Origin of the sequence: Fibrella rubiginis (genome assembly GCF_017353185.1) — a bacterium.
GTDB lineage: Bacteria > Bacteroidota > Bacteroidia > Cytophagales > Spirosomataceae > Fibrella > Fibrella rubiginis.
Genome location: NZ_JAFMYV010000002.1, coordinates 346,085 through 362,387 on the forward strand (window position 1 = coordinate 346,085; position 16,303 = coordinate 362,387).

Consider the following 16,303-nt stretch of genomic DNA (forward strand, 5'->3'; position numbering starts at 1 on the left):
CAAAAAAGGGGTGTAGAAGCAGGTACTACACGTCGCGCTTCTTGTTTCTCACCTCTCGCTTCTTGTGTCTTATCTCTCGCTTCTTGTGTCTTATCTCTCGCTTCTTGTTTCTTATCTCTCACTTCTTGTTTCTCAACACCAAATATTCCAGCACCAGCACCCGGCAGTGAGCATCGCAGCGCCAGCGGATGTGCCAGAAGGGATGGTGCGCCCAGCGGTAAAGCCACGGCTGTTCGTAGGCCGAAAGCATGCCCGCGATAAAAAAAGAAAAACGACCGAAAGAGGCCTCTATACCCTCCAGAGGCACGTCCGGTGCCGTTTCGCCCAGCCGCAGCAGCGACGTAGCCCACAGAATCTGCTCCATTGGGGGCGCGGTTCGGGCCAGTTCAGATTGCATGTCGGCAACGAATTTGGCCTGAACGGGACGCAGTAACTCCGGGTCGTGGTCAGCCATAAGGCGGGCAATGTGGTAAGCAATCAGGGCCGGGCGGGCGTAGTTGTGTGCCGCCCGAAACGGGTCGGTGCGGTAACGGTTGGTGCGGATCAGGTCGGCCAGCAGGGTCAGACTGTCCAGGGCATGTTTGTCTAGCGGGAGGCCGTAGGCATACACGCAACAGAGCATATTGGCCAGGGCACAGGCGTCGAACTCAATGGGCATATTCTTGCCAAACCAGGTTGAATAGGCGCGTAACGAACGGTATTCAGGAAAAGTGTTTTTCACGGTAAGCCGCGTGCCGTTAGCATGTTGCGCCAGCTTTTCGTGCAGAAACGTAAGGTCACTGGCACTGGGTTGAACCAGTCCGCCGCCACGGGTCAGGTAGACCATTGCCGTGTCGTCGATATCGTCGGGCAACTGAAAATGCCGGAACCGATGCATAAGCCAGCCATACGGAAAATGCCGCGACGGACTGGTGCCGTAAAAGTTGTAGGTAGGCAGGCCGTCTTTGTTGCGAAACAGGGCGTAGGCGGCTTGAGCGCGGGCTATAAGGGCACTGGCCCGTTCTTGTTCGGCAGGAGCAAGGTGGGGGAGAAGCTGCTGGAGCGTGAAGACGCTGATAGCCGTAAAAAACAGGTTCGGATCGGGCCGCTGGTATCTCCAATACTGATTGTAACGATACGCCGGGAACAGGCCGTCGGCAAAAAAAGGCCGATTAGTTAGTTGATCGTCAGTTAGTTGCTGAAGAATAGCGCTTGGCGTGGGCGATGGCATGCGTCAAAAATACGGTGGTCAAAGGGATTGTGGCACTGCTTTTGTAGAAGCATGCAATACTTGGTTACTTACCTGATCCTTTATCTGCTATTATGAACCGTATATGCCTGATTCTGTTTCTCTTGCTTGCTGCTGAAAGCAGTTGGGCGCAGAAAGCGTTTATCTTCAACAGCCAGCAAAAAAACGGGTTTTTGTCCTTTTCGCTTGGCACCAGTCAGCCGCTGGGTACTTTCGGTAAACGAACCGCTGATGCCGATGAAAATGGCCTTGCCCTACGCGGACAAACCTGGAGCGTTATGGCTGGCTACCGGCTGGCGGGGCCGCTGGGCCTGATGGGGCGTTATGAAGAAACACAGAACGGTATCGACACGAAAGCGCTGGCGGCCGCTGTCAGTCAAACACCCAATGATAATGTAGAAGGTAGCACAGCAGCAGGCCAGGCGGGCCGGTGGCAGAGCCGCAGCCTGATGGCCGGACCGTTCGTGACCATCCCGCTGGGCCGGTTAGTGCTCGATATTCGCACCCTGGCCGGGCAAGCCTGGGCCATCTGTCCTGCCACCATCGTACAGGGTAAACTAAACCAGACTGAAACCTTAATCCGCACTGAAAATCAAGAAGCAAAGGCTTTGGCGAGCGGAATGGGCCTGAGCCTGCGTTTTCGGGTTAGCCCCGTTGTGGCGTTGCACGTAAACGGCGACTACAGTACGGCCCGTTTCACATTCGCCAATGTGCTCCACGAGTCGCGCCGCGGCAACGTGTCGCAGCAACAGACCCACACGAGCCAGAAAACCCTCAGCAGCGCCACCCTCTCCACCGGACTAACGATCCAGTTTCGGGCAAGGAATCAGGTATTTTGATTTGGGATTGTGGATTTCGGATTTGGGATTGGTTGCTTACGCCAGAGCAGTCATACGCTGGTGTAAGCAACCAATCCCAAATCCCAAATCCACAATCCCAAATCCTCATCACGTCCAATACAAAATTGGCGCGTCGGGGAAACGTTTCGCCCATTCGTCATAGAAGAATCGTTTCATGGCCTGCATGTCGGTGGGCTGGTAAACGTATTTAGTACCCCCGAATTTGTTGCGCTTCGCCGACCGACCTGCCTCGTCCATATCCAGCGAGGTGTTGGGGTACCACTGCATGAGCACATCTTTCGAGCCGGGCGTAAACCGGTGGCTGATCATCTCGACGTTCAGATCCAGCTGATTCCCTAACGTGCTGTAATCCAGTGCCTCATGAATCCGGTCGAGCAGGTGGCTGTATTCGTCCTGCCAGTTTGGGATCGGCATGATCGGGGCCAGGATGATGCCTACGGGGTAGCCACCACCCCCCAGGTCTTTGGGCAATGCCAGCTTACGCAGGGCCTGCAACCGCGCTTCCACGGAGGCCGTGCCCCCTTCCAGTTTTCGGGCAATCGATTCGGTGTTGAGGCTCACGCGGGCGCGGGTATGGCCGTTGTGCGGCAGGTCGAGCAGGCTGTCTACCCCATCATATTTCGTCACAAACCGGAGCTGCCCATTTTCGCGCCCGCCATAATACCGGATGCATTCGGCCAGGCCGCCCGTCAGGTGTTCAATGCCCAGCACGTCGGTGTAGCAACTAACTTCAAACGAGGTGGGTCGTGCGCCCGCCTGACCGTCTTTGTTTTGCCAGGTGGCATTGGGCGGGTAGGTGCCTTCGTAACTGGCCGTGTTAGCCAGCATGGTGGGTAGGTTGGCGTAGACGCGCACCACCGGAGGCCCCGCCAAACTACCCGCCAGGTAGCAGTACTGGCAGTGAGCGGGGCAGCCTTCGGCCAGGTTCATCTGCCAGTCGGCCGAGGGCGGAATGGGTTGCAGGCGCATGGCGCTGGGCGGTGCGTTGACAATGGCCAGCGTGTTTTTGGCAATACGATACGTCTCGCGGTCGTCGGCCCCCCGGAGGCCCGTAAGCCGATTATTTTTCATCACCTCGATGGGCAAGTTCAGCGCCGACACGCGTTCGTAAATCTGCTGGCCATACGGCTCGTTCAGGGCGTCGGGCGTAAACAGCACCCGTTTTGGCATCCACACCCGCGCCGACCGCTGGTCAACTTTCGGGCTTCCTTCTACACGATTCAACAGCACATCTTCCATCGAATAGAAAACACTAAAACGGCCTTAATGGCTCCATTTTGGCCATTTTTGACGAATTATTTACTGCCTGTTTATTGCCGCCAGGTACAAGCTGACAGCCAAACCTACTTGATCACACCCAACTTCCGCAGGCACCCCACCGTCACACCCTTGCGGGCGGCGGGCCAGTGTTCGGGTACGGGGGCGGGGCTTTCCAGGCGGGTGGCAAAAATGAACTGACGACCATCAGCGCGATCAAGGTAGCCCACGTACCAACCGTAATCAGTTGGGGTCAGTGGGGCGGGCAGTCCCTCGTTTCGCCCAAATCCAACCCAACCCGTTTTGGCAAAGAGTTTGTAGGCAGGTGTAGATTCAGTTCGCATCAGAAACCGCAGAATGGCCCGGTTATCAGCCGAAAAGGGTACAGCACCGGCCAACAGATTTTGCAGGAAATACACCTGATCAACGAGCGAAACCGTCGACGAACCCGTGAGCCAGAACTGGTCGAGCGTGGCGCGGCTCACGACCATATGGCCAAACTTGACCTTGTCCAGATAGCTGCGCATGTCGTTGAGGCCGATGCGCCGGGCTAGCTCCTGATAGTAGGGTATCACCGACCCCCGAAAGGCCGATTCCAGCGTGTGAGCGCGGTTCCAGTCCGGCACGAACCGCTTCACCCCGTCCCAGGCAATAACGGTTTCGGGTCCGGCGAGGTTGCCCGTTTCCAGGCCAATCAGGGTGTTTACCATCTTGAACGTCGAGCCGGGCAGCGTGCCCCGGCGGCATTCATCGGGGCGATAGGCCGTCAACTGGTTGGCCGAGACGTCGAGTAGCAGAAAAACGCCGTTGACATGAAGGCTGTCGAAAACGAGTTGTAAATCAGGGCGTTCGGTGGTGGTTTGGGCATATGCGGCACGCTCTGCCAGAAGGATCAGGCTAAGAAAAATGAATAAACTGAGCCGGAGCATGACGAAAACAGACGGAGATAAGTTGTACGGAGGGGGCTTGATGACAACAGGTACAAACCCCGTGCCTACTTTTGATTCCAGATGAACGTTTTTCTACTACGCTACGGCTGGATTGCCGCACTTTTCGCTAATCATCAACTACTGGCGCAATCTACGGACTTAACCGCTGATACCCTCACCGCCAAACCGTTGAACGAAGTGGTGGTACGCGCCTACGAGTCGAACCGGTCGTTGCTGAACACGGCGGCGTCGGTGGGCCTGCTCTCGCGCCGCGACCTTACCCAACGCTTTGCTACGCCCACGCTGGTATCGGCCATGAACACCCTGCCGGGGGTGCGCATGGACGAACGGTCGCCGGGGAGTTACCGGCTCTCGATTCGGGGGAGCCTGATCCGGTCGCCGTTTGGGGTGCGCAACGTGCGGGTGTATTACCAGGATATGCCCCTCACCGACGCAGCCGGCAACACGCCCCTCAACGCCCTCGACGTGCGGATACTGGGTCGGGTGGAAGTTATCAAAGGCCCCTCTGGCAGCCTCTACGGCTCGAATACGGGTGGTACGGTGCTGCTGGGCGGACCCGCCACGGTGGCGGGCACCAACCAGGTAGAAGTGGGCTATCTGGCCGGCAGCTACGGGCAGCAGGGATACAATGCACTGGCACAGTCGGCGGGAGAATCGGCGAACATAACGGTGAGTGTAAACCACCTGCAAGCCGATGGCTACCGCGACCATAGCCGGTCGGTGCGGGATAACCTGGCTCTTACCGGCACCGTAGCCCTGACCGAAAAGCAATCGCTGACGGGCCTGTTTATCTACTCGGATCTGTACTACGAAACGCCCGGCGGCCTCACCGAAGCCCAGTACCGGGCCAACCCCGCTGCTTCGCGCCCCGCCACCCGTACCCTCCCCGGCAGCGCCGAACAGGGGGCAGCCATCAACCAGAAAGTGGCTTACCTGGGGGTATCGCACCGCTACATCTGGAACCCGCGCTGGCAGACCACCAACGTACTCTACACCTCATCGACGGAGTTCAACAACCCGTTCATTACCAACTACGAACGGCGTACCGATCAGGGCCTCGGCGGGCGGAGCATAACGCGGTTCAGCCCCACCGGTGGTGCCTATACGTTGACAATGGGCGGCGAATGGCAGACAAACCGCACCATCGACCGCAACTTTGGTAATCGCAAAGGCCAGATCGACACGCTCCAAACTGACGATGAACTTCGGGCGCAGCAGTGGAACGTGTTTCTGCAGAATGAAATCCAGTTGCCGCTTGGGTTGGTCGGTACACTGGGGCTAAGCTATAACCAGACGCAGTACCAGTTTACGCGCTTTTCCATCGCGGGCAAACCGGGTCCTGGTCAGCAGAACCGTGCGTTCACACCCGTTGGCCTGTTGCGGGTGGCCGTGTCGAAATCACTGGGGCAACAGGCCGCGTTATTTTTTAACGTCAGTTCGGGTTATTCGGCCCCCACGAGCCAGGAAGTGCTTTCGTCGGCGGGGTTCTTTAACGCCGATCTGGAGCCGGAACGGGGCATACAGGCTGAACTGGGCCTGCGCGGACGACTGTTCAACCGCCTTCAGTTCGACGTGGTAGGCTATTCGCTGCAACTCAGCAACACTATTGTGCGGCGGTCGCTGGCCAACGGCGCGGAGTATTTCGTCAACGCAGGACGTACCCAGCAACTGGGTCTGGAAAGCTACCTCGGTTATGACCTGCTGCCCGCCCGCGTTACCACCAGCGGACCCGTCCTGAAAGTATGGCAGAGCCTGACCCTCACCGACTACACTTACCTGAACTACCAGCAGTTGGCGGTTGACCTGTCGGGCAAAAAAGTACCTGGTGTGGCCCCGCTCACGGGTGTCTGGGGGCTGGATGCACTATTACCAATGGGACTCTATGCGCACGTTACCTACCAGTTTCTCACGCCGTTTGTCCTTAACGACGCCAATACCGCCACCGCCGACCCCACGCGTTTGCTGCAGGCTACAGTCGGTTATAAGCAGTTGATTGGTAAGCACATAACGGCAGACCTGTACGCCGGTGGTGATAATCTGCTGGATCAAACCTATAGCCTCGGCTACGACCTCAACGCAGTAGGTAACCGCTATTACAACGCCGCCCCCCGCCGAAACTTTACGGTCGGGTTGCGGTTGGGAATAAGATAGTCTAAAGCTCAACGTCTAATGGCCAATGTTTGTAGGCTGGATGTTCGCTAGTCAGGCAACTTTAGACTTTAGACGTTGAACGTTTGAACAAAATCTATGAACATCGGTGATAAAGTGCGCATGTTGCGGGCAAAAGAACAGGGCGTTATTACGCGGTTTCTGTCGGGCAACCAGGTTGAAATTGAGATCGAAGACGGCTTCAGAATACCCGTCATGCAGTCGGAATTAGTAGTCGTGTCGCCCATGGAAGCCGAGCGGTTCAAGCCGTCGGGGCAGGCGGCTGAGGTGCGTGAAGCGTTTGCGCCGCAACGACCGCTGGGGCAACCGGGGCAGGTGCTGGCGAGTGTCGGCTTTTATCTTGCCTATGTCCCCCAAAACGACCGCGACGTAGCCCTGTATCTCGTGAACAACACCGATTGGGAGGTGCTCTTTACCCTGGCCGAAGAGCGGGAGGGAAGCTACCGGGGCCTTCAAAGCGGGACCATGAAAGCGAAGACGCAGGTAAAAATGGCCGAAATCTACGCGATGGCTAAGTTCGAGCAGTGGCCCACGCTGTTGGCGCAGGCGCTGTATTTTCGGCCCGGTGGCGGTCAGCCCGCCCGGATGCCGCTGGTGAAACGACTAAAGCCCCGCGCCCAGGCATTCTACAAAAACAAGCAGATCGTACCTGTGCTCGGTCAGCCTGGTCACGTCTTCCAGCTCGACGACGAAACCACTAACGCCAGCATGGCACCACCCACGTCTGACGGGCTTAAAACGGCCATGCTCACGCCCAATGAGGATGTAGCTATAGTTAGCGTAGAACGGCCTAATTCGGTGGTAGACCTGCACATCGAAAAGCTGCTGCCTACGGGCAATTCGGGCCGAAAGCCCGACGAGATTGTGGAGGTGCAGTTGCGGGCATTCGAGAAAAATTTAGAGAACGCCATTGCGTCGGGTATGGGCGAGATTACGTTTATTCACGGCGTGGGTACGGGTAAACTCCGGCAGGAACTCCACCGCCAGCTGAGTCGCCACCCCAACGTTCGCTTTTTCGAAGATGCCCAAAAACAGAAATTCGGCTACGGTGCCACCAAGGTTACGCTTAAATAAAAGGGGTGTGGCAGCAGGCACTGCTTACTGCTACTGCCTGCTGCTATTTGCTCTCACTGCCTGTTCGCCAAACAGCGGTCGGCTGAATCCTACGGCTCCCACGGCCAACTACAAGGCTACCAACATGGATGTACATAATGAATCGCTGCTGTCGACGGTCAACATTCCCGTATCCATTGCCCTGGCCGACGTAGAACGGCAGATCAACACCCAGGTGAACGGGCTGATTTACGAAGACAACTCGTTCGACAATGACGGTGACGGTACGCCGTTTATGACCAATGTCTGGAAACGCGCACCCATCCGGGTGTCGGCGGGCGTAGTGAAGGGCGACAGCCTGTTCTATTTCCAGGTGCCGCTGAAAATCTGGGCAAAGGCCGGCAAGAAAGTGCTCGGTTTCATGCAGAGTGGCGAAACCACGTTCGAGATTGACCTGAAGTTTGCCACCCGCTTTTCCATCGACCCCGACTGGAGCGTTTCGACCCAAACCAGGGCAGAAGGCTATGACTTCGTAACCACGCCGACGGTGCGGCTCGTGGGCTTCGACATTCCCATTACGGGCCTGGTCAGAAAGGCGATTGACAACAATCTGGGCACTATCACGGCGGCGCTGGATAAGCAGGTAAAGGCCAACATTGACCTGAAAACGCCTGTTTTGCGTACCTGGAACCTGGTGCGGGAGCCATATAACGTGTCGGAAGAATTTCGTACGTGGCTGTCGGTAGTGCCGCGCCGGGTGCTGATTACGCCCCTCCGGTTCGAGCAGGGCGAGATCCGTACCACCATCGGGCTGGAGGGGCACACGCTCACCACCATTGGTCCCAAGCCCCCCGTCCGCCCCGCCGCCGCCCTGCCCGACCTGACAGTGGTGCCAACGGTAAAAGATGACTTTCGGGTGGGCATCATTGCCGAAGCAACCTATCCCGAAGTGGCCGAACTGGCTAAGAAACAGCTTGTTGGCAAGTCGTTTTCGTTTAGAGACGGAGCATACAACGTCACCGTAACCGACATTGATCTTTACGGTCAAAACGATAACCTCATCGTCAAAGCAGGTATTACCGGCAGCGTCACTGGCGATATTTACCTGCGTGGTCAGCCCTATTACGACCCGCAAACCAAGACGGTTGCCCTGCGGAATCTGACCTACGATCTGGATACCAAAAATCTGCTGCAGCGTGCCGCCAGCTGGCTGTTGCAGAGTACGTTAGCCAAGACGATGGAGAAAAATATGGCCTTTCCCGTCGGCGATCAGATCGACGCCATCAGGCAATCGGTGCAGGAGCGGCTAACGAATTATCCGCTGGCTAAAGGCGTGACGCTGAAAGGTAAAATCACCGACGTTCGCCCCGATCAGGTCTATTTAACCCCCACCGCTATGGTCGCCGTGGTCTACGCCAACGGTAAAGTAGACGTGAAAGTAGCAGGGCTGTGAGCCGTGTTATTTGTGGTAATTTTGTTGTTGTAGGTGATGAAACGATATGTCTGCCCAAGTAGGTAGCCGATGAATAGATATGACACAGACCGATTTTATAAAAACGTTTGAGTCCTTCTCACCCAAGGATAGGCGCACTATTGCCAGGAAAATTCAGGTTCGTTTGCTTGATGATCTTTTTGACGAATTGGACGCTGAGATGCCCGATGTCGACATGTCAGCTGAGGAGATTCAGCAAGAAATCAATGCATACCGAAATGAAAAAAAGGCTCAAAGTCGTTCTTGATGCCAACTGGTTTGTATCGGCCTGTATCAGCCGAAAATCACGTCGTACGCTCTACTATAAACTTCTGAGAGACGTTCAGGTGCAGGTGTTCTACGCGCCTGAATTGATGGCTGAATTTGACGATGTGATTCAGCGTGCGAAGTTTGCTAAGATCGTATCGCCGAGACATGTTCATCGCTTCAAAGTAATTGCTCTGAAGTTTATGAAAAAGACTACAATAGAGACTATTCCGTCTATTGTGCGGGATGTAGATGATAATTATCTTTTAGGAATCTGCGAAGCTTGCCAAGCTGATTTTTTAGTGACTGGCGATCAGGACTTGTTGGTTTTAGGACTTTACCGAAGCACGACGATTTTAAATATGAATCAATTTCTTCAGATGATTTCCTTGATCGAATAATTGCTGCCTGGCTCTCTAAAAACATAGCATGAAACACCTCCTCTTTACCCTCCTTTTCCTGACTCAATTAGCTCAGGCACAGACTACTCGTGAACCGCTGTTTACTGCCGCCGACGGCACAAAGATTCATTATGACACCCAGGGGAACGGTCCGGCGGTGGTGTTGATTCACGGTTTCATCGGCAACGGCGAATCCTGGAAACGGGCGGCGGTAACGAAAATGCTGGTCGACAGTGGGTTCGCGGTGGTTACGCTCGATCTGCGGGGCAATGGGCGCTCTGATCGGTCACACGAGGCAAAGGCGTACATGAACGACGTAGAGGCCAGGGATGTAATTGCCTTAATGAAGCACCTGGGCCATCGAAGCTACGATGTCGTGGGCTACTCGCGGGGATCGATTATTGCGGCGAAAATGCTGGCCATTGCACCCCAAAACACCATCCGCAAAGCCGTACTGGGTGGTATGGGCACAGGCTTCACCGATCCAAACTGGTTCCGCCGCCGTAATTTCTACGAAGCTCTGGCCAAGCCCGGCAGCCACCCCGATTTGCAACCCGCCGTGGACTACGCCGTTAAATCAGGGGCTGATACCACCGCCCTCAAGTTCATGCAACAGTTTCAGCCCGTGACCACGATGGCTGAGCTAAAACGCGTTCAGCAGCCCGTACTGGTCATTTCGGGTGATAAAGACGAAGACAACGGCAAGGCCTCTGAACTCGCCGCCGCCTTCCCCCATGCCACCCTCGCCACCGTTCCCGGCGACCACGGCGGGGCCATGCGCACGCCTGAGTTCGGCCAGCGAGTGGTAGAGTTTTTAAAGAAGTAGCAGTGGGCAGTAGCTATTCCTGCTTTCCTCCTCTCCTCCCTTCCTGCTTTCCTCCGTACCTTTGCCCCGCGCAACAACGGCCCGGATCGTCTTATCGCCTTGCTTTCGGGTGGGGAGGAAAGTCCGGACAGCATAGGGCACCCTACTTCCTAACGGGAAGGCGGGCGGCGGGTAACCACCGTTCGACAGCCAGTGTCACAGAAAATATACCGCCGGGGTTAATGAGTGACGGTCCGATGCATCGGACCGTCACTCATTAACCCCGGTAAGGGTGAAAAGGGGGTGTAAGAGACCACCGCCCGGATGGCGACATGCGGGGCAGGATAAACCTTAGGGGCTGAAAGACCAAACAGTGCCGGATGTGGGGCGGCTCGTCTCCTCGTCGCCTTCGGGTGGCGACCGGTACGGGTAGGTCGATAGAGGGGGTCGGTGACGGCCCTCCCAGATAAATGATAAGACGGTCCGACGCGCCCACGGGTACGGTCGGGCCGACAGAATCCGGCTTATAGATTCGGGCCTTTGTTGCGTTTTTTTTCTTACCTTTGCGGCCATGTTTAACCCGGGGGACGTGCTCCCCCTTCGGCAGGATTCGCTCCTGCCGGGAAAAAACTCCAGAAAATGGCAGTTAAAATTCGCTTGACGCGTCGTGGACGCAAACGCATGGCTATCTATGATATCGTAGTAGCCGAATCACGGTCACCCCGTGATGGGAAGTACATCGAGAAAATCGGTTCGTACAACCCCAATAATGACCCCGCTCGTATTGTCCTCGACGCCAACCGGGCCGTTTACTGGCTGATGGTTGGTGCTCAGCCTTCCGACACCACCCGCTCTATTTTCTCGCACGAAGGCATCATGCTCAAGAAACACCTGCAAGTGGGTGTGGTGAAGGGTGCTATCACGCAGGAGCAGGCCGATGAGAAATTTAACGCCTGGAAAGACGACAAAGCAAACCGTGTGGCTACCAAAGCCGACACAAAAGTGCAGAGCAAGGATAAAGCTCGTCAGGAGCGTTTGGCTGCCGAGCAGAAAGTAAGCGCCGCCCGTGCTGAAACCATTGCCGCCAAATACAAAGTGGAAGAGCCCGTTGCCGAAGTAGCACCTGAGCCAGTAGCTGAAGTAGCCGACGCGCATGACGACGCTCCTGCAGCCGTTGCTGCTGAAGCCCCCGCCGCCCCAGAAATGGAAGCTGGTGTACCTTCAGTAGAAGCCGAAGCACCGGCTGCTGAAGAAGCTCCTGCTGCCGAAGCTGCTCCCGTAGCCCAGGCCGATGAGGCTCCTGCTGCTGAGGCAACGTCGACTGACGACAAGCCCGCTGCTTAATTCATTTCAATACCGGTAGTGCAAAGAGCCTGTTCTTCCGAGCAGGCTCTTTGCGTATCACAATAAGACGAAGCAGGAGATTAGAAGCGAGAGACAAGAAGTAAGAAAAACGTACAGCTTAATTCTTAGCGCTCATCCCTTGCTCCCTACCTCTTGGCTCTCACCTACTTATGACGAAAGACGATTGTTTCCAACTGGGGCATATCACCAAAACCCACGGCCTCCACGGCGAAGTGGTGTTTTTTCTGGACGTTGACGACCCCGACGAATACGATGATTTAGAGTCGATCCTGATCGAGGTGCGGGGTGAACTGCTGCCGTATTTTATCGAATCAATATCCATCAACCGTGATCGGGCTATTGTGGCACTGGAGGGCGTTGACACGATTGATGAGGGAAAAAAACTCATTAACTGCCCGCTTTGGATGCCCCTCGATAACTTAGAGGAGATCACCGATCCCGACCGGTTCTACTACCACGAAATCATTGGTTATCAGATAATTGATGAAGCTGATGGTGCTCTGGGAACGGTGTCGTCGGTGGTAACGATGGCCACACAGGACCTGATCGAGATGAATTACAAGGGGCAGGAAATGCTGATTCCGATCAATAGTGCGATCGTGAAGACCGTTGACCGGGAAGCCAAAGCGCTCCATGTGGCCCTCCCCGAAGGGCTGTTGGCCGTATACCTCTCTGACGTAAACGCTAAGCCCGACGATGCGGACCCGGATGAAGAAAGATAAACAGGATTTTGGACGTTGGACACTGAACGTCCGATCAACGATTGTTTAGTCTGATGCCTAAAATCGAGCGTCAAAAGTCATGAGAATTGATATTATCACCTGCCTGCCAAAGCTTCTGGATTCATTCTTCGGCTACTCCATTCTGCAGCGGGCGCAACAGGCAGGCCATGCCGAGGTGCTGGTGCATGACCTCCGCGACTACACCGCCGACAAGCACCGTCGGGTAGATGATTATCCATTTGGTGGTGGCGCGGGCATGGTGATGCAGATCGAACCCATTGCCAACTGCATCCGTAAGCTACAGGCCGAACGCACCTACGACGACGTGATCTATATGACACCCGACGGCGAACGGCTGGCGCAACCACTGGTGAATCGGCTATCGCTGGCGCAGAACCTGATCATTCTCTGTGGGCACTACAAAGGCGTAGACGAGCGGGTGCGCGAACAGTTCATCACCCGCGAAATCAGCATCGGCGACTATGTGTTATCGGGGGGCGAACTGGCGGCGGCAGTACTGTCTGATGCCCTGATACGGTTGATTCCGGGCGTACTGGGTGATGAAACATCGGCCCTCACCGACTCGTTTCAGGATGGCCTTTTGGCCCCGCCGATCTACACCCGCCCGGCCAATTTTGAGGGTTGGACCATTCCCGATGTATTGCTGTCGGGCCACGAAGCTAAGATAGATGACTGGCGGCACGAACAGGCCCTGGCCCGCACAAGAGCGCGGAGGCCGGACCTGTTAGGGGAATAATCTGTTTTCTGTTTTCTGTTGCTTCGCGCTGTAGTGGGCTGACGCACGGCCCTTCGACAAGCTCAGGGTGACAGGGAAGTTGAATCAGCTCAAGATGATTGCTCTGGTGGCCTGGTGCGCCAGCCCGGTGTCACCCTGAGCTTGTCGAAGGGCCGTGCGTCAGCCCACTGCAGCGCGAAGCAACAGAAAACAGTAAACAGAAAACTATTAACTGAAGACTTTTTTATGTTCCGTCAACAACGACTCCACGCATTTATACAACTCGGTGAACGCCTGCGTGACCCCACTCGGCTAGCCGAGCGAGAGGAGGCCGCCTATCGGGCCAACTCGAAAAATAACTGGTTTACCGTGCCCAATTGCCTGCTGGCACTGGATGCGATTGCCTCGCAAATGCTTGCGGCTGAGGCGTTAACAGACTGGCTGGCTCAATATCCGGCTGAGCCGGAAACGCCCAGAAAGGTAGGCGTGGTTATGGCCGGGAATATTCCGGCGGTGGGGTTCAGCGACCTGCTCTGTGTGCTCATCAGCGGTCACAGCATCATGGCCAAACTGAGCAGTCAGGACGAAATGCTGATGCGGTACCTGATTCAGCAACTGATCACGGTGGAACCGGCTTTCGCCGACCGCATTGAGATCGTCGACCGGCTGAATGCGGCCGATGCCTTCATTGCCACCGGCAGCGACAACACAGCCCGTTATTTCGAGTATTACTTTGCTAAAAAGCCGCACGTTATTCGCAAGAACCGCACGTCGGTGGGGGTGCTGACGGGGGTGGAAGATGACGCCCAGCTGGAACGCCTCGGCGACGATATCCTGACGTACTACGGTTTGGGTTGCCGTAACGTATCGACCTTGTTTGTTCCCGACGAACTCGATGGAAAACCCTTCGATTTTGTGCCCCTGCTGCGTACGCTCGAACCCCGGATGAACCAGTATCTGAACCTGCACAAGTACCAGAACAACTACGACTACAACAAGTCGATTTACCTGGTAAACCGCGTTGAACACCTGGATAACGGCTTTTTAATGGTCACACCGACCCCAGACAGTACCCCCGGCAATCTGGTGTCGCCCATTTCGGTGGTGTATTACCAAACCTATGCCAGTCTGGATCACCTGCGTGATTTGTTAGCCCAACATGCCGAAAAGATTCAGGTTGTCGTTTCGGCGGCAGGCTGGTACCCCGGTTCAATTCCCTTCGGCACCACCCAGCGCCCCGGCCTGAACGACTACGCCGATGGAGTTGACACAATGGCGTTTTTACAGCAATTGTAAAGACGATATGAGGTGTACTATTCATGATGTAGACAAAAAAGTATGCCAATCGCTCGAGACCGGAGCGGATTCATATATTCTAAAAAAGTAAGCCAGGATTGCCCCTGATGGCCATTCGGAAAGTGTGTGGGAAAGGATCTCCCATGACCAGCTTCAACTGGCCGCTGTTGATATCACTATTTAAAACTGTATAATAAAACAGGTAATTATACTTGTACGATTTGCGTTTTTTTGCTTATGTAACTTTCTAATACTACCTTCCGGTTATGTAAGCTTACCCAACCCAACCGCCTCCCGGTCGTAACATCACCATGTCTATTTTGCCCGTAACGTATCCCCACCTACGGCTTTTCTTTGATGGAATGCTGTTGATGATGGCCGTCTACGCAGCGCTGTCATACTGGCAACAGCGTAAGGCTGTGTATGCCTACTACGCCGTTTATATCCTTTGTGTGACGGTCACCTTTCGCTATGACGATCTGGAGTACGAAAACCCGAATTACCAGCCGGGAGCCAGCTACATGGTCACGCTGACCGAGACCATTGCCTTTGCCCTCTACATTCGGTTTGCTATGGCCCTGATGGATTTCAGGCGCAACGACCCACCGAGCGACCGGCTGCTACAGGCCATGCTGCTTCTGCTGGGCTGCCATACGATTGCCGAAGCACTGCTGTATCTGATGGACGGATCGCCGCTCCTGCGGTCGGGTATCTACGTGGCTACCCGGCTGGTGCTGGCTAGTGCTGCACTTTGGGTTGTGCCCCGCATTTTCCGGCTTCGCCAGCCCGTTATGATCTACTTTGTGGTGGGATCTTTTTTCTTTACAGCAGGTTGCCTGATTGCCCTTTGGGGTAATTATGTGCCCAGCCTGTTTACCATGCAGCGGGCCTTTGCTTTCACGTTTCCCATCAGCTTTATGCAACTGGGCGTGGTGCTGGAAGTGCTTTGTTTCACGCTGGGCCTGTCGCTGCGAAACTGGCAGTCGGAGCGCGAACGGGTGGCTGTTCAGGCCGAATTGATTGCGCAATTGCAGGAAAACGAACGTAAACAGCAGCAGCTTCAACGTATTCGGGCCGACATTGCCCGTGATCTGCACGACGATATCGGCGGCGACCTCAGCGGCATTAGTATGCTTAGCCAGGCGGCAGACCAACTGCTGGTCAGCCAGCCCGACGAGGCGCGCGCCACGCTCCGGCTCATTGGCGAGTCGGCCCGGCAGGTGCTGACTACCATGCGGCAGATCGTGTGGAGCCTGGCCGCCAGTCCTTCTTCGAGCGACGACTTTGTCTATCGACTGCGCGAAACGGCTTATGCGTTATTTGACCGTCAGCCCGTTGACCTGCATCTCGACCTGCCCACGGCCCACAGCTGCACTGACTTGACTCCAGACATGCAGCGGGCAGTGTATCTGATCTACAAAGAGATGCTGCACAATACCATGCGCCACGCGTCGGCCCGCCACGTGTCTGTGAACCTTATCTGCACCGAAGCGCACCTGCGGCTTACGGTGAGTGACGATGGCGTTGGGTTCAATACCCAGGTAACAAGGGTGGGCAGCAACGGCCTTACCAGCCTGCGTCAGCGTGCCGAAGACCTGGGTGGCCACCTTACCATCCGGTCCAGCCCCGGCGAAGGTACTACGCTGTCGCTGACGTGTCCGGCTAAAATGAAAACATATCAGTCGCAACCGGCTGAATTACAGGAATAAAGCCACGGTTGATA

General features: G+C 55.6%; 15 protein-coding genes and 1 other RNA gene. 13 read left to right on the forward strand and 3 right to left on the reverse strand.

The annotated features are described in order from the left end of the window. Positions 1–118: 118 nt before the first annotated feature. Entirely contained in the window at positions 119–1,210 is a 1,092-nt protein-coding gene (locus tag J2I47_RS04965; RefSeq protein ID WP_207363452.1) for a hypothetical protein, read from the reverse strand. 92 nt (positions 1,211–1,302) lie between these two features. On the opposite strand from J2I47_RS04965, the gene J2I47_RS04970 reads away from it, so the two are divergent. Beyond that, entirely contained in the window at positions 1,303–2,067 is a 765-nt protein-coding gene (locus J2I47_RS04970) for a hypothetical protein (RefSeq protein WP_207363453.1), read from the forward strand. A 108-nt stretch (positions 2,068–2,175) separates the two neighbouring features. Here J2I47_RS04970 and J2I47_RS04975 read toward each other — a convergent pair whose 3' ends face one another. Further along, positions 2,176–3,327, reverse strand: coding sequence for a spore photoproduct lyase family protein (locus J2I47_RS04975; protein WP_229374293.1), 1,152 nt, complete (start codon positions 3,325–3,327; stop codon positions 2,176–2,178). 104 nt (positions 3,328–3,431) lie between these two features. Next, positions 3,432–4,274 carry a penicillin-binding transpeptidase domain-containing protein gene (locus J2I47_RS04980; RefSeq protein WP_207363454.1) on the reverse strand — a complete coding sequence of 281 codons (843 nt, stop codon included), beginning with the start codon at positions 4,272–4,274 and terminating at the stop codon, positions 3,432–3,434. A gap of 81 nt (positions 4,275–4,355) precedes the next feature. On the opposite strand from J2I47_RS04980, the gene J2I47_RS04985 reads away from it, so the two are divergent. From J2I47_RS04985 to J2I47_RS05040, 12 genes are all read left to right on the forward strand, one after another. Next, a complete protein-coding gene (locus J2I47_RS04985) occupies positions 4,356–6,446 on the forward strand; it encodes a TonB-dependent receptor (RefSeq protein WP_207363455.1) in 2,091 nt (696 codons plus the stop codon). 96 nt (positions 6,447–6,542) lie between these two features. Then, entirely contained in the window at positions 6,543–7,538 is a 996-nt protein-coding gene (locus tag J2I47_RS04990; protein ID WP_207363456.1) for a Smr/MutS family protein, read from the forward strand. 7 nt (positions 7,539–7,545) lie between these two features. Then, entirely contained in the window at positions 7,546–8,970 is a 1,425-nt protein-coding gene (locus J2I47_RS04995) for a DUF4403 family protein (RefSeq protein WP_310587624.1), read from the forward strand. A gap of 79 nt (positions 8,971–9,049) precedes the next feature. After that, positions 9,050–9,256 (forward strand): hypothetical protein, encoded by a 207-nt coding sequence (locus tag J2I47_RS05000; protein ID WP_207363458.1) that lies wholly within the window; start codon positions 9,050–9,052, stop codon positions 9,254–9,256. Beyond that, entirely contained in the window at positions 9,228–9,656 is a 429-nt protein-coding gene (locus J2I47_RS05005; RefSeq protein ID WP_207363459.1) for a putative toxin-antitoxin system toxin component, PIN family, read from the forward strand. The genes J2I47_RS05000 and J2I47_RS05005 overlap by 29 nt, the downstream gene beginning before the upstream one ends. Positions 9,657–9,684: 28 nt before the next feature. Then, positions 9,685–10,482: an alpha/beta fold hydrolase gene (locus J2I47_RS05010; protein ID WP_207363460.1), complete on the forward strand. Its 798-nt coding sequence runs from the start codon at positions 9,685–9,687 to the stop codon at positions 10,480–10,482. Positions 10,483–10,560: 78 nt separating this feature from the next. Further along, positions 10,561–11,004: RNase P RNA component class A (gene rnpB, locus J2I47_RS05015), an RNA gene on the forward strand. Between the two features lie 96 nt (positions 11,005–11,100). Continuing rightward, complete coding sequence (locus J2I47_RS05020) at positions 11,101–11,805, forward strand: 30S ribosomal protein S16 (protein WP_207363461.1); 705 nt, start codon at positions 11,101–11,103, stop codon at positions 11,803–11,805. A gap of 170 nt (positions 11,806–11,975) precedes the next feature. Further along, positions 11,976–12,548 carry a ribosome maturation factor RimM gene (rimM, locus tag J2I47_RS05025; protein ID WP_207363462.1) on the forward strand — a complete coding sequence of 191 codons (573 nt, stop codon included), beginning with the start codon at positions 11,976–11,978 and terminating at the stop codon, positions 12,546–12,548. Between the two features lie 79 nt (positions 12,549–12,627). Beyond that, positions 12,628–13,305 (forward strand): tRNA (guanosine(37)-N1)-methyltransferase TrmD, encoded by a 678-nt coding sequence (trmD, locus tag J2I47_RS05030; protein ID WP_207363463.1) that lies wholly within the window; start codon positions 12,628–12,630, stop codon positions 13,303–13,305. Positions 13,306–13,530: 225 nt separating this feature from the next. Next, a complete protein-coding gene (locus J2I47_RS05035; RefSeq protein ID WP_207363464.1) occupies positions 13,531–14,580 on the forward strand; it encodes an acyl-CoA reductase in 1,050 nt (349 codons plus the stop codon). A gap of 311 nt (positions 14,581–14,891) precedes the next feature. After that, the gene (locus J2I47_RS05040; protein ID WP_207363465.1) at positions 14,892–16,289 is read left to right on the forward strand and encodes a sensor histidine kinase; all 1,398 of its coding nucleotides are present in this window, start codon (positions 14,892–14,894) and stop codon (positions 16,287–16,289) included. The last annotated feature ends 14 nt before the right edge of the window (positions 16,290–16,303 follow it).